The organism is Pseudomonas sp. TH08 (genome assembly GCF_016651275.1).
Lineage (GTDB): Bacteria > Pseudomonadota > Gammaproteobacteria > Pseudomonadales > Pseudomonadaceae > Aquipseudomonas.
Window position 1 is genome coordinate 242963 of the sequence record NZ_JAEKEE010000004.1, and the last position, 14678, is coordinate 257640.

12 protein-coding genes are annotated in these 14678 nt (G+C 58.6%); 6 read left to right on the forward strand and 6 right to left on the reverse strand.

Annotation, left to right across the window (positions count from 1 at the left end; genetic code table 11):
* Nucleotides 1–50: 50 nt before the first annotated feature.
* Together JFT91_RS18270 and JFT91_RS29700 are read left to right on the forward strand one after the other, a co-directional pair.
* Entirely contained in the window at nt 51–3419 is a 3369-nt protein-coding gene (locus tag JFT91_RS18270) for a PAS domain-containing protein (protein WP_242489311.1), read from the forward strand.
* Nucleotides 3420–3427: 8 nt separating this feature from the next.
* Nucleotides 3428–3727, forward strand: a complete 300-nt coding sequence (locus JFT91_RS29700; protein WP_242489312.1) for a hypothetical protein — start codon at nt 3428–3430, stop codon at nt 3725–3727.
* Here the strand turns inward: JFT91_RS29700 and JFT91_RS18275 are convergent.
* The 3 genes from JFT91_RS18275 to JFT91_RS18285 all read right to left on the reverse strand — a co-directional run bounded on the left by JFT91_RS18275 (nt 3708) and on the right by JFT91_RS18285 (nt 6651).
* Entirely contained in the window at nt 3708–4628 is a 921-nt protein-coding gene (locus tag JFT91_RS18275; RefSeq protein WP_201233402.1) for a LysR family transcriptional regulator, read from the reverse strand. The two genes, JFT91_RS29700 and JFT91_RS18275, sit on opposite strands and share 20 nt — an antisense overlap.
* A gap of 20 nt (nt 4629–4648) precedes the next feature.
* Nucleotides 4649–5626 carry a response regulator gene (locus JFT91_RS18280; protein ID WP_201233403.1) on the reverse strand — a complete coding sequence of 326 codons (978 nt, stop codon included), beginning with the start codon at nt 5624–5626 and terminating at the stop codon, nt 4649–4651.
* Between the two features lie 125 nt (nt 5627–5751).
* Nucleotides 5752–6651 (reverse strand): LysR substrate-binding domain-containing protein, encoded by a 900-nt coding sequence (locus tag JFT91_RS18285; RefSeq protein WP_201233404.1) that lies wholly within the window; start codon nt 6649–6651, stop codon nt 5752–5754.
* Between the two features lie 135 nt (nt 6652–6786).
* On the opposite strand from JFT91_RS18285, the gene JFT91_RS18290 reads away from it, so the two are divergent.
* The 4 genes from JFT91_RS18290 (at nt 6787) to JFT91_RS18305 (ending at nt 10743) form a co-directional block, all read left to right on the forward strand.
* Nucleotides 6787–7551, forward strand: a complete 765-nt coding sequence (locus JFT91_RS18290) for an SDR family oxidoreductase (protein ID WP_201225786.1) — start codon at nt 6787–6789, stop codon at nt 7549–7551.
* Between the two features lie 20 nt (nt 7552–7571).
* Nucleotides 7572–8387, forward strand: coding sequence for a shikimate dehydrogenase (gene aroE / locus JFT91_RS18295; RefSeq protein ID WP_201203637.1), 816 nt, complete (start codon nt 7572–7574; stop codon nt 8385–8387).
* Between the two features lie 55 nt (nt 8388–8442).
* Nucleotides 8443–9885: an MFS transporter gene (locus tag JFT91_RS18300; RefSeq protein ID WP_201233405.1), complete on the forward strand. Its 1443-nt coding sequence runs from the start codon at nt 8443–8445 to the stop codon at nt 9883–9885.
* A gap of 246 nt (nt 9886–10131) precedes the next feature.
* The gene (locus JFT91_RS18305; protein WP_201203630.1) at nt 10132–10743 is read left to right on the forward strand and encodes a dTMP kinase; all 612 of its coding nucleotides are present in this window, start codon (nt 10132–10134) and stop codon (nt 10741–10743) included.
* Between the two features lie 174 nt (nt 10744–10917).
* On the opposite strand, the gene JFT91_RS18310 is transcribed toward JFT91_RS18305, so the two are convergent.
* The 3 genes from JFT91_RS18310 to JFT91_RS18320 form a co-directional block, all read right to left on the reverse strand.
* Complete coding sequence (locus JFT91_RS18310) at nt 10918–11433, reverse strand: cupin domain-containing protein (protein WP_201233406.1); 516 nt, start codon at nt 11431–11433, stop codon at nt 10918–10920.
* A 433-nt stretch (nt 11434–11866) separates the two neighbouring features.
* Complete coding sequence (locus JFT91_RS18315) at nt 11867–13219, reverse strand: LLM class flavin-dependent oxidoreductase (RefSeq protein ID WP_201203639.1); 1353 nt, start codon at nt 13217–13219, stop codon at nt 11867–11869.
* Entirely contained in the window at nt 13212–14639 is a 1428-nt protein-coding gene (locus tag JFT91_RS18320) for an MFS transporter (protein WP_201203640.1), read from the reverse strand. Before JFT91_RS18320 ends, JFT91_RS18315 begins: the two co-directional genes overlap by 8 nt.
* Nucleotides 14640–14678: the final 39 nt, after the last annotated feature.

The following is a 14678-nucleotide window of genomic DNA, read 5'->3' on the forward strand; positions in this document are numbered from 1 at the left end:
CAGGTGGTGGAGGGTTACAGTGACGGGCAGGGTGATCAGCGGGGGATCCGATGTTGCATAGATTAATGACGTTCTTTGATCGCCATAAAGTGTTTTGCTACGCATTGGGCGTGATCCTTTCCGTCGGTGGAGGGCTGCTGCTGGGCAATCTCTACCGCGCACAGGCCGAGCAGCGTTACCGGATCGATACCCAGGCCATGACTGAGGACTATGCCGCGCGCCTTGGCGCCTGGAACGCTGACGGCTTCGCCATTGGCGCACTGTCGATGCTCGGGCGGCATGCGCAGTCGCTTAAACAGGTGATCAGCGAGCCTGCGCCTTCGACCGCTTTGAAAGTAGAGGCCGCCACCCCATTGAAAAGCCTCGCCATGGTGGTTGGCGCAGGTCATGCCTATGTCGTCAATCAGCAGGGTGTGATCGTGGCGGCGTACGATAGCCTTGGGCGTTCGGTGGAAGGGTTGAACATAGGCTTTCGCCCCTATTTCAAGACCGCGATGCAGGGCAAACCGACTGTCTACGGTGCCATCAGTCGCACACTGGGCCAGCGCATGTTTTACATGGCGGCGCCGGTGTATGCCTCCAGCACCAGCCAGGAAAAAGCTATCGGCGTGGTGGTGGCGGGTTTTGATGCGCGGATTCTGGACGCTGAGCTGAATAAAACCACCCGCCACCATCTACAGATGATTCTCTCGCCTGGTGGGGTCGTGCTGTCCTCCAATCTTTCTTCGCTCTTGCTCAAGTCTGACCGGTCGTGGGCACCTGAGACATTTACCGGTGATGTGCGCCAGCAATTTGGCAACTACCCATTCACCAACGGCGTACCTGAACGGCTGCCGTTCGATGTCGGGCAACCGGTGGTGTCATTCGAGGGGCAGCGTTACGCCGTGTCCCGGGCCAGTTTCGACTGGAACGACCCGAATGGTTCCTGGGCCGTGATCAGCCTGGACAGCCTGGATGCAGTCCTTTCCGAAGGCCAGTTTCTGTTGATCGAAGGCGCCAGTGCGCTGTTGTTATTTCTGATGTTGTGGGCCGGCCTGCGGCGGCTGACCGATGCTGTGCAACACAAGCGTGATATGCAACGTATCGAACAGAGTGAGCGGCGCCTGGATCTGGCGCTGCAAAGTGGCGCGTTGGGCTTGTGGGACTGGAATGTCAGCCTGGGCACCATTATCAACAACGATGTCTGGATGCGGATGCTCGGCTACAGTCAGGCGGAGCTTGATCGGACATTCGGCAATGGTCTGGAACGCTGGACCTGCCTGGTTCATCCCGAAGACCGGGAACCGGCCATGACGAAGCTGATGGACCACCTCAATCATCGCGTCGGCGAGTATCGCGCCGAATACCGGATGCGCCACAAGAGCGGGCGCTGGTTATGGGTACTGGACATCGGCAAGGTCATGGAACGCGACGCTCGGGGCGAGGCCATTCGTGTGACCGGGGTGCTGCAGGACATCACCAAGGCAATCGAAGTGCAGCGATCCATCGTGGACAGTCAGACCAAGCTGCAGTCGATGATTGCGAACATTCCCGGCGTCGTGTTTCGCAGTCTGCCCAGTCGTGAGCGCGAGATGGTATTTCTCAGCGATGCCATAGAAACGCTCAGCGGCTACCCCGCGCACCATTTCCAGTCCGGGCATGCCTATCGGGATATCGTTCACCCCGATGACCTGGAGATTTTCAACCGCAGCCTGGACAGCACCAGCTATATCCTCGAATACCGGATCATTATGGCCAGCAACGAAGTGCGTTGGGTCTATGACAAGGGCCAGATCATCCAGAGCGATGGCTCACCGCAGTACCTGGACGGGGTTATTTTCGATATCAGCGAGCGCAAGGCCGTGGAGGCGCAAGTACAGCAGTCACGCCAGGAGGCGGAGCTGGCGACGCAAGCCAAGTCCGAGTTTCTCGACAACATGTCCCATGAAATCCGCACGCCGTTGAATGCCATCATCGGCATGGCGCATCTGGTCCTGGATATGCCGTTGGAGAGGGCGCAACGACAATGCATCGAAAAGATGGACCGTGCGGCCAAGGGGTTGGTGAGTGTCGTCAACAGCGTGCTGGACCTGTCCAAGATCGAGGCCGGCAAGTTAAGTATCGAACAGGTCAGCTTCGATCTTCCTGAGATGGTTCAGGATGTGCTCGGCCTCGTGAGCCAGCGCGCCCGTGAGCGGAACATCGAGCTGCGGCTGGATATCCCTTCACACTTGAGTCGTGTCTATATTGGCGACCCGTTTCGCCTCACTCAGGTGCTGATCAATCTGGTGGACAACTCGATCAAGTTCACTGACGTCGGGCATGTGACCCTCGGTGTGCGCCAACTGAGCCAATGGAGCGACACCGCGATGCTGTGCTTCAGCGTCGCCGACACAGGCGTGGGCATGAGTGAGGAGCAGCGCATCCGCTTGTTCAGCGCCTTTGTCCAGGCCGACCCGTCCATCAGCAGACGGTACGGCGGAACGGGGCTGGGGTTGACGATTTCCAGGCGCATTGTGCGTCTGATGCAGGGCGATATCTGGGTCAACAGCATCGAGGGGCATGGCAGTGAGTTCAAGTTCACGGCCCAGTTGAAGTTGGCGCACCCTGCGTCGACCAAAGAACTGACGCCCAGACCCGTTTGCTGTGCGGTTAATACCGGTGGTGTTACCACGCTCGCTGATTCGGGAATGTCCACCTGCGACTATGCGCAGCTATTAGCCGGTACGCGAATCCTCGTGGTGGAGGACAACCTGTTGAACCAGGAGGTGGTGGACGGGTTACTGCAACACGCCAAGGTCCATGTGGTGATGACGGAGAGTGGAGAAGAAGCGCTTAACCTCTTGATGCGCGACGCACAGTTCGATGCCGTGCTGATGGACTGCCAGCTTCCCGTCATGGACGGCTACGAAACGGCCAGGCAGATTCGCCTTCATGCTCATTTGCAGCGGCTGCCGATCATCGCGGTCACGGCCAACATCCTGGCGGATGTGAAGGGCCGAGCCTTATCTGCCGGAATGAACGATTGCATTACCAAGCCGCTGGAGATCAAGGCTTTCTACCGGACTCTGGCGTGCTGGATCAAAACGCAGGAATTGCAGGTGCTGCCGTCGGTCATTGAGTCACCGTCGGCGGCAATAATATCCCGACCGGAGTCATTGCTGGCCCTCGACGGCTCCTCGATCAACACCGCCCTTGGCCTTGCGGTGGTCAATCAGGACGAAGCGCTCTACGCGCATCTGCTACGGATTTTTTATGCGGATAATCAGCAACTGCTTGAGCATCTCTGGCTTGCTCATGAAGCTTTGGACACGACCACCATCGGCCGTCTGGCCCACAGTCTGAGGGGTGTGCCGGGCATATCGGGGCGACGGCGCTGCAAGAGGCTGCAGGATTGCTGGAAGAAGGCTGCACGCGCGAGGATGATACTGCGTCGTTGATTCACCACTTGGCTGACTGTCTACGGCCGGTGCTGGCTGATCTTGCCGATTTTACGGCCCAGGCGGTGCCCCCAACGGCTGTCAGTCCGCCTCTGACAAATGACGAAAAAGATCTGCAACTGGATCGACTCGCTCGTTTGCTGGTGGAGGACAATGCTGAAGCCCTGAGCCTGATCGACCGCCTGTGTCAGCAAGACGACGGCGCCGGTTTGCGGGTTATCCAGGAACTGATCTATGACCTGGAGTTTGCCCAGGCCCACGCGCTACTGGTGCACTACCGCCAGTCGATCACCGACCGCTTGCAGTGAGGAGCGCCTGACAGGCCGCCACACGCTCCTCACACACTTGCACCAGTCGACGGTGCAGGGCCCGCAATGGTTCGCAGATCTGCGAACGGTGCGACACCACCAGGTTCAGCGGGGCCGGATCCCCCAGCCAGCCGCCCAACAATGGCAGCAGGCGGCCGGCGGCCAAGTCGTCGGCGACAGTCAACAGCGGCAGATAGATCACACCATGGCCGGCCAGGGCCCAACGGCGGGCAGCGTCGCCATCGTCGCAGTGAAAGAGTCCCTGCACCCGCACCTCTTCGACCTCGCCCTGGGCATGGAAGCGCCAGCGCGATTCCGGGCGGCCGATGCTATGGCTGATGATGCAGTCGTGTTCACCAAGTTGCGCCGGTGTGACGGGTGCCGGGTTTGCGGCCAGATAAGCCGGGGCGGCACAGACAATGAAATGGTGGTGTTTGAGTACCGGCAGTTCCACCAGATCCAAAGACAGGCTGCGGCCAAAGCGCAAGGCTGCGTCGAACTTTCCTTTGAGCAGGTCTTCTTCCTTGTCGCTCAGAGACAGCTTGATGTGCAGTTTCGGCTTCTCCTGCTTCAGTTGGGCCAGCAGGTCGAGCAACAGATGGCGCCCCAGGTCTGAAGACACGGTGAGTTCGAGCATGCCGTCATCATGAGTCAACGAGCGCTTGCCCATGGCCAGGATCTTCAGCGCATGCTGCGCGCTTTCCAGATAGCGTGCGCCCTCGGAGGTGAGTTTCATGGTGCGGGTGGAGCGGGTAAACAAGCGCACGCCCAGGCGGTTTTCCAGACGCTTGAGCGCCATGCTGGCAGCGGCGGGGGTGATGGACATGGCACGAGCAGCAGCCGACAGGCCTTCCAACTCGGCGATGAGTACAAACAGCTCTAGATCTTCCAGGTTGGCCATAGTGAATACTCGCTGTTTGCTCAGAGGCCGGGAAAGTTAGAGGAGGCGGTGAGCATCGCTGCTGACAGTGCCTGCTGGTCACTGGGCAGGCATGACATCAGTTCCTGGTGGTCGAGCATCTGTCTGAAGGCGTGGGCATGCCGTTGAGGTAGATCGATGCCGGGTTGCAGAAACGCCAAGTGATAGGTCAGGGCCAGGGTGAACAGGCGTGTCGACAGTGGCGTGGACTCAAGATCTTTAGCGCTTGCCCGACTATCGAGCAGAGCGCTGGCGTGGCTGATGCTCCAGGCCAGGTTGAGCAGACGGTCTTCCGGGTCGACATGGTTGAGTATTTCCTCAATCAGCAGCCGGCTGTTGACGAGCGCCTGGGAGAGACTGGCATACGGCTGATTGAGGCCGACCAACGCCAGGCAGGCAGCGCTGCGAAACTCCGCCGGGTCGCTTTCGACGACGCTGTTGTCGAGCAGGATTGTCAGGGTATCGAGGAGCGCATCCAGGCGAATGTGTGGGTTTTGCGCCAGCTGCAGCGCCAGTGCACAGATAAAACCGTCACGCATATTGCTGCCCGCTGACGGCTCGGCGGCCGGTTGCGGGCTATGCAGCGGTTTGTCCCGGTACCCCAATTGCGCCGCCACCCGGGCCAACACGACTGGCGGCGAGATCGGCTTGGCGATGTAGTCCGCAGCGCCCAGCAGCAAGCCAAGACGTTCGTCCTCGATGCTGCTGCGCGAGGTCAGGAAAATCACCGGAATGGTCGCCGTGGCCGGATGGTTTTTCAACTCACTGAGCACCTGGAAACCGTCCATGCCTGGCATGGTGATATCGAGAATGATCAGGTCAGGCCTGGAACTATGAGCCAGCTCGATACCGCGTTCGCTGTTCTTGGCCAGCAGCACTTCGTATTCAGTGGTCAGCGTCTTTGACAGTACGATCAGCGACTGCGGATCGTCGTCGATGGCCAGGACGGTATAGGAATTGGAGAGGCGCGCTGCGTGCATGGGATATTCGCCTGTGCGAGGTAGGCCGGCATTCTAGCGTATTTGCCGTCAGGCATCCTTGCTCAGAGCCTTGTATTGTCGTCGTTGTAATCGTGAAGATTCAAACTCGATCCTCACCTGCAACGCTAGGTAAGCTGAGAACTCGACGCTGGATAAAGTTCGTCCAGCACCATCATTAGCGCACGTTTGCGCGGGGTTTCCAGGCCGAGCCAGGCCACGCCGATGCCAGCGCCGCTCATGGGCAACGTGAGTGGTCGAGTCACGACACCGACGGGCAGTGCCGACGCAGCGCCGCTGGGCAAGATGCCGATGCCTAAGCCCGCGGCCACCAGCGCCAGTTGGGTCGTGAATTCGCCCATTTCCCGGGCGATTGTCAGGGTCACTTTGCGTCGGTGAAAACCTGCCAGCATCTGGTCATACAAGCCGGGAGCGAACTTGCGCGCCAGCACCAGTACCGGACACCCGACCAAATCCTGAGGCTTTATACGACGCAAGATGCACAGCGGATGGTCTTGCGGCAGCGCAACCACCAGTGATTCTTCGAACAGCATGCGCGTGTGTACGCCAGGCACATTCAGTGGAAGACGTACCAGGCCAAAATCCAGGGCATTGTCCATCAAGGCCCGCGCCTGCGGTAACGAGGGCATGTCCTTGAGCTCCAGTTCGATACGCGGGTAGCGCTCTTCCAGCGTACGCACGAGCAATGGCAACAAGTGCGACAACGTTGACGACACAAATGCCAAGCGCAATATCCCTACCTCTCCGGCCGCCGCTTGCTGCAACACCTCCCGGGCGCGCCCGGCCTGACGCAGGGTCGCCAGGGCCTCGGGCAGAAACAGCATTCCCTCCTCGGTCAACTCGACTCGGTGCCGATCACGCTCGAATAACTGCGCGCCGACATCTTCTTCCAGAGCACGTATCTGCGCACTCAAGGCCGGCTGGACAATGTGCAGGCGCGCCGCCGCACGGCCAAAGTGCAGCTCTTCAGCCAAGGTCGCAAAAGCCCGCAGATGCTTGAGTTCCACTCTTTACTCCCGATAAGACGCAGGTTTGGTGATCACGATCAGTGATCACGACATCACCATAAACGATTGGCACGTCAGCGCGATAGCGGTCGAAAGTGGGGCCATTGCCAGCTTGTGAAGGGTAGGGAGATGCGCATGATCGACAGTTTTCGTCTGAACGGGCGCAGGGCGCTGATCACCGGCTCGGTGCGCGGTATTGGCCTGGCCCTGGCTCGAGGGTTGGCACAAGCGGGTGCTCAAGTGGTGATTAATGGCCGCGATGACAAACGCGCTCAAGGCGCCTGCGCGCTCTTGCGCGATGAAGGCCTGGAGGCGGAATACTCGGTGTTCGACGTGACCGACCATCAAGCCGTCGCATCGGCGGTTGATGCACTGGAAAACCACTTGGGCCCCATAGACATTCTGATCAACAACGCCGGGTTGCAGCATCGTCAGCCACTCGAAGATGTAAGTGCCGAAGATTGGCACAGGCTGATGGGCACCAACCTTGACGGTGTATTCAATGTGTCCAGGGCTGTGGCCCGTCACATGATCGCGCGCCGGCGCGGCAAGATTATCAACATCGGCTCGGTGCAAAGCGAATTGGCCCGACGCTCCATCGCACCTTACGCCGCCAGCAAGGGCGCCGTGCGCATGCTCACGCGTGGCATGTGTGCTGATTGGGCAGGCCATGGTCTTCAGATCAACGCCCTGGCCCCCGGCTATTTCCAAACCGAACTGAACCAGGCACTGGTCGACGATCCGGCGTTCTCCGAATGGCTGGTACAGCGCACCCCCGCAGGGCGCTGGGGCAGGGTAGAGGAACTGTGCGGCGCGGCCGTTTTCCTCGCCTCATCAGCGTCCGACTTCGTTAACGGTCAGACCCTTTTCGTCGATGGTGGCTTGACCAGCGTCGTCTAACTTTCGCAAAGGACTCCACGATGCCTCAATCCCTGCCAACCCTCTGTGGCTCAATCATGGGCTCGCCGTTTTCACTCTCGGCAAAGATCCACAATGCCGCTTACGCAGCCTTGGGCCTTGACTACACCTTTGTCTGTTTTGGCGTCGAAGATCCGGTTGCCGCTGTGGCGGCCATCCGCGCTTTGGGCGTGCGCGGCATGAACGTTTCCATGCCCTACAAAACTGCAGTAATGCCTTGCCTGGACAAGATCGACGACTCGGCCCAAGTGATTGGTGCGGTCAACACCATCAACAATATTGACGGCGTATTGACCGGCTATAACACCGACTACCTGGGCGCGATACGGGCCTTGGAGGAGGTCACCGAACTACAAGGCAAACGCATTGCTGTGATCGGTGCCGGCGGCGCTGCTCGTGCGGTGGTTTACGGTTGTCTACAGGCGGCGGCCGAGGTCACGGTATTCAACCGCAGTGCCGAAAGTGGGGCCATCCTGGCCGAGGATCTGGGTGCCCGCTGGGGCGGCAGCGTCGAGGCGTTCACGGCCGAGGCTTTCGATATCGTCATCAATGCCACCTCCGTTGGCTTCAAACAACCAAACAGCAACCCGCTGGACGGCCGACTGGCCCGTCACCTGATCGTCATGGATGTGGCGTTCATGCCGGTGCAGACCGCGTTGCTGTTGCAGGCCAAAACGCTGGGGTGCCGCACCGTGCCCGGCACCCGCATGTTGGTGCACCAGGCCTGTCGGCAAATCGAGTTGTACACCGGCAAAGAAGCGCCCATCGACATCATGGAGCAGGCCATGCTCAAGGAAATACAGCGGTTGAAACTGTAAGCAATCCAACGACCTTTCAATAACAAGATGCCGTAAAGGCACCTGGAGAGACTCCATGACTGACGATCATTCAGTAGCCAACATTGCCTCGCCCGAAGCAGTACAAGTGCACAAGAAAGATCTTCACCGCGCGGCATGGGCCTGCTCTCTGGGCAGCGCACTTGAATACTACGACTTTGCGCTTTACACCCTGGCGTCGGCGCTGATTTTCGGGCCACTGTTCTTTCCTGAGCAGACCCGCGCCATGAGCCTGATTGCCAGTTTCGGTACCTACTTTTTGGGATTCGCGATACGGCCGCTGGGCGGGGTACTGTTCGGCATGATCGGTGATCGCGTCGGGCGCAAGTTCGTGTTGGCGTCGACGGTGCTGCTGATGGGTATTTCCAGCACGCTGATTGGTGCGTTGCCAACCTTTCATCAAGTCGGCTACCTGGCACCGGTGCTGCTGGTGATCCTGCGTCTGCTCCAAGGTTTGGGCGCGGGTGCCGAACAGGCCGGTGCCGCCGTGATGATGACCGAATATGCCCCCGAGGGCCGGCGTGGTTTCTATGCGGCGCTGCCATTTCTCGGCATCCAATTGGGCACCATCCTCGCAGCGCTGGTGTATTTCCTGGTGGTCAGCGGCAATGACAACGTGATCGAAAGCGGGCTGTGGCGTGTGCCGTTTTTCAGCAGCGTGGTGATCGTTGCATTGGGCTTGTACATGCGCCTGTCGCTCAAGGAATCACCGACCTTCATCCGCCTCAAGGCGCTCAAGCGCGTCTGCGAAAATCCGCTGAAAAGCGCAATGAAACACTCCAAACCCACCTTGCTGATCGGCATCGGGCTGCGCCTGGGAGAAAACGGCGGTTCATCAATTTACCAGGCACTGGCGGTGAGCTACATCGTTGGCGTGGTCGGTCTGCAAGGACCGGTGGGTGTGCTGACCCTGATCTGCGCGGCCAGCCTCGGCGCACTGACCGTACCGATTGCGGGCAAGCTCAGCGATCGTTTTGGTCGAGTCGTGGTGTATCGGGCGTTCGCGCTGGTGCAATTGGCGTTGGCGTTCCCGGTGTGGTGGATACTCAGCCTTGGCAATGTCGTGGCGAGCATTATTGCCATCTCGATTGCATTGGGCATCGGCACCTGGGGGATGTTCGGTACCCAGGCGGTGTTGTTGCCTGAGTTGTTCGGCTCACGCCATCGTTACATGGGTGTATCCATCGCTCGGGAAGCATCGGCAGTGATCGCCGGTGGCATTGCGCCAATGATCGGGGCCGGAATCATTGCTTTGGTGGTGGCGAGCCATGACGGCGACACCAACGCCGGTATCGGCGCCTGGCTGCCGATTGCCTGCTACTTGACGCTACTCACACTGATCACGCTTTACAGCACATTCAAGACTCCAGAAACACTTAATCGCGACCTGGATGAACCGCGTGATGCTTGGGAAATAGACCGTGCCGGAGCGGCGGTACCGGTCGAGCCTGGAAGTCGTAAACGTACGCGAATAGCGTGACCAGGTCTGATCTCATCTTGGCCAACACGTTGTCGAGATTGACTGGAGGAGGGTGGGCGCCTGGATCCGAACGCCTATCAGCGTAAAGCCACTTTGGGAACGGAGTGTAAGCCGAAAGTGGATGTGCTGATGGAATTCCAAAAATGAGGTTAGAGTGTTCATCCATGTCTGTTTTCGCGCAATTGCACCAAGCGGTTCCAGCGAACCTGCAGAGCCATAAACTGTATATCTACCGTTGTGTGAAGAATGAATCCCTCGCTGTTTATTTCTCTGGATGGGCCCAAAGGCACCGGCAAAACCACACTGTTGGAAGCCGTGACGGCAGCCCTGAGAGCTGACAACCAGAAAGTCATCCGGCTCTGCGAGAGAAAAAGCGATCCCTTCAGGGCTGAAACCATGGCCCTCGTTAACCAGCTCGCCAGAAATCCTTCCCCGGAACTCGAATGGGCTGTGTGTCAGCGTTTTGCCGATAGCCGAAGCTGGATCTCCCAACACGTGCTGCCTAAACAACCGCCGAACAGCATTATTCTGATTGATCGATGGTATCCGTCGGATGCCGCATTTCGCCACACCGTGCCGTTTGCAGAGATTCTGCAATTGAACATGGAGCGCGACGTGCGAGTACCGGATCTGCATGTCGGGGTCATCACTGCACCGGATATTTCATGGGCGAGGGCGACGGCACGATCGCGAGGACTGGGCGGCACCGTGATCCAGAAGCACGCCGAGCATGTCGCGTGTACCGAGATGTTCGAACAGGCGGTTGCGGATCACGGCTGGGTGTTGTGCCGTAATGAAGGAACCATCGAAGAGGCGACGATGCAGGTGGTTTCAGAGATCTATAAAGTACTTCGGTGATTATCGGAGTGGAGACAGACGTTGCTATGAGCGTGCGTAGCGTAATACATGATTTAACATAATATACATTACACGTAACAATATGTTTCTGGATTAGCCCGTTTGCCTAGTGGATTTCAACCTACAGAATCGACCTGAATCCGAGCTACGGCGTTTCCTTGATTTCGATGCCGCTCAACCCTCACCACGCGTCAGCTTTTCAATCAGCGTTCGATGCTGTGGAAATTGCCGCGTGAGTTTCTGCCGATCAGCCATTTCCATATCGGCAAAATCAAATCCTGGCGAAACGGCTTCGCTGATCAGCCCAAATCCGTTCTCGCCGTCGAGCAACCGTGAAGCTTTCCAGATTCCACCCGGTACATGTAATTGCAAAAGCTGTCCTGCCAAAATGTCGCTGCCCATCACTAATGTCTGTAACGAACCATCCGCATGGATCAGGCTGTACTCAATGGCGTCGCCTATGTGGAAATAATGCAAGATGTCGGATCGATTGAAATGAAACTGGCCCACCGGTGATTGCCGATCCAGAAGATAGTAAATCGAGGTCATCAGATACCGTGGGCCGCTGGGGGTTTCGAGTGGGTCGCGATGATCTGCCTGATAGGTTCTACGGAAATAACCACCTTCAAGGTGAGGTTCAAGATTCAACGCTCCAATGACGGCTTCAGCCTTGGCGCTAAACTCAATCATGGTGCCTTCTCCGTCGAATATGCTTCTAATTTCGTGTTAGCTCGACTAAACGGCTATTTAGTAGAGTTATAGAAAAGCAAATCTGTGCCGGCCTTTTCTGATGTTTCCGGTGCATATTCGATAATCGCTGATCGCCAGAGTAAACAGCAATATTGAAAGCTGTTACTCGACCATGGATTAAAGCGTTCTGGCCACATTATCAACGCTTTTCCGCCAATTCGGCCTTCAACACTGAGCGAGCCCTGAATAGCCTTCTGGTAGTGGCGACTTCAAGGGAAGTGTTGACTCTTGGCGACATCGAGATTGGCCTGACTACGTCCCCCAGCTGAAAATCGGCACGTTGGTTGAGGGGATGAAGCCCCCTGCCCCCTGCCCCTCTACGAATAACTGACCGAGGTCGCGCGGCAGACCATCGCTCAGTGGCATTACCGGTTTAGCCATTTTTCCCGCTCCCGAAGAAGCGATTTTCCACCCGTTGCAGCCCGAGATTTTCTCGCAGGCTGCGGCCTTCGTACTGCGTGCGAAATAGCCCGCGCCGTTGCAATTCAGGCACCACCAGATCAACAAAATCATCGATGGCGCCCGGCAGATGAGTGAACAGCACATTGAAGCCATCCGCTGCATATTCTTCATACCAGGTGGCCAGTTCGTCGACGATCTGCGCCGGCGTGCCGACCTGAACCTTATGTCCACTGGCCGACAGGCTGCGCAGCAGTTGCGCGACTGTCGGACGCTCGCGACGGATCAGTTCGACCACCAGTTGCTGCCGGCTCTGGTGCCGTTGCGTCGGTGCGAGATGTTCCGGCAACGGCACTACGGCGTGCATTGGCAATGCCGACAGATCAATGCCAAGGTCTAGCAGCCAGGACAAGCCCTTGAGCATCACTTCGGGGTCGAGTAGTTCTTGCAACTGTTGGTACTTTTCTTCGGCCTCGTTGAGGGTTCGGCCGACGGTCGGCGCAATGCCCGGAAAGATCTTCAGTTGCTCGATGCCTCGCCCGTAGCGCGGCAAACGCTCCTTGAGGCCGGCGTAAAATGCTTTGCCCTCCTCCAGGGTTTGCTGGGCGGTGAACACCAGTTCAGCGCTGCGCGCCGCCAGCTCTCGACCCGGGCCAGATGAACCGGCCTGAGCGATCAGCGGCCAACCTTGCAGGGGGCGCGGCGCGTTCAACGGACCGCGAACCTGGAAGTGTCGGCCGTGATGTTCAAGCACGTGCATCTTCTCGGTATCGAGCCAGGTGCCTGTGACCTTGTCACGCACAAACGCATCATCGGCCCAGCTGTCCCAGAGCCCGGTTACCACGTCGAAAAACTCTTCGGCCCGGGCATAACGATCAGCGTGCGCCAAGGGCTGGGCATGATTGAAATTTTCGCTGCCAATCAAACCGGTTACCAGGTTCCACCCCGCTCGACCACCGCTCAGGTGATCGAGTGAAGCGAACTTGCGCGCGACGTTGTAAGGCTCGTTGTACGACGTATTGACCGTGGCGATCAAACCGATGTGTTCGGTCAACACCGCTAGCGCCGGCAGTAGCGTCAACGGGTCCCAGCGCAGGCTGTAAGACGTGCGGCTGAGCACCCGCGGATCGAGGTTGCCCACCGCAACATTGTCATTGAGAAACAACGCATCGAAGCAGCCTCGTTCCAGCGTTTGCGCGTAGTGCCGATAGCGCTGAAAATTCAGCGAAGCATCGGCATCCGCCTGTGGGTGACGCCAACTGCCACCGTGCGCGCCGGAGCCGGACAGAAAAGCCCCAAGGCGTATTTGCCCCGGACGTTCAGCCATGCCCCGGCCCTTCTTCGGCGATTGCCTGCGCCGTTTTTGCGCTGCGCAGCAACCACGCCACCGAGGCCCAGACACTGAGACTGGCCACCGCTAGAAACACCATCACCGCACGATAGCCATTGAGGAATGCGCCCTGCACATCATCCAGCGGCAGTGCGGAAAAGTGATGATAGATCCCCACGCCGAGCGCCAACCCGAGACCGCCACCCACGTTGTGCAGCGTCATCAGCGACCCCATGGCTACCGAGCCAACCTGTTGCGGCACCGAAGAAATTCCCAACACCGTCGACGGCCCGAGAATGCTCGCCCAGCCCAGGCCCATGACCACGAACGCGGCCAGGACATAGGCCAGAGACGTCTGGCGATCAAAGCCAGCCTGCAACAACGCCGACACCACAAACAGCAGTAACCCGGTCTTGATCAGCAACGCCGGCCCCTTGCGATCCACCAACCGCCCCACAAGCGGTGACAATACCGCGACCCCAAGTGTGGTCGGCAACAGCAACAGACCGCTGGCCTGAACGTTTTCGCCGCGAATCAACGCCAGGTAAAGCGGCATGACAAAAAACGCCACGCAGTAAAACAGCGCCAAACCGAAACTGGCGGTCACCGCGGCCACGAAGCGCCGGTTGGCGAATAACCGCAAGTCGATGATCGGCGCCGCGACACGTTTTTCCACCTCGATGAACGCCCAGAGCGCCAGCACCGCCAGACTGATCAAGCCCAGCGTAAACGGCGAACGCCAACCCCACGCTGCGCCTTGCACGATCACCAGCACCAGGCTTGGCAGCCCGACCAGCAGCAAAATCGCTCCCAGCCAATCAAGCCGGGCGCCTGTCTGTTCAGCCCGGGACTCATCGACGCTGACGCTGCAAATCGCCAGGCTGAGCAGCACCAACGGCACGTTGATCAGGAAGATCCATTGCCAGCCGAACACACTGGTAATCACTCCGCCCAACACCGGCCCGATGGCCAGCCCGACGCCATTGACGCCGAACAGCACACCAAATGCCTTGCCTTGCTCGGCGCTGTCGAACGTGCTGGAAACAATGGCGCCGGACGCGGTATAGAGCACCGCGCACGCCAGGCCTTGCACGATGCGCGCGGCGATCAACTGGTCGATGTTGCCGACCAGGCCGGCCGCCAACGAAGCCAGGCCAAACACGCTCAGGCCGATGAACAGCACGCGTTTGCGCCCATGCACATCCGCCAGCCGCCCGACCAGCACCATAAAACTCGACAGCGCCAGAATGAAACCGTTGATAACCCACTGCAAACTGTCGACGTCCGCCCCCAGATCCTGCTGCAACGCCGGCAGTGCGGTGTTGACGATGGTGAAATCGACGCAGCCCAGAAAACTGGCAATGCTCACTCCGAGCAATGCCCACCATTTGCGTTGCTGTTGCGCAAAAACGCTCATGGAAACTCCTTGTTCAATTGAATAAAAACAGCGGTACGG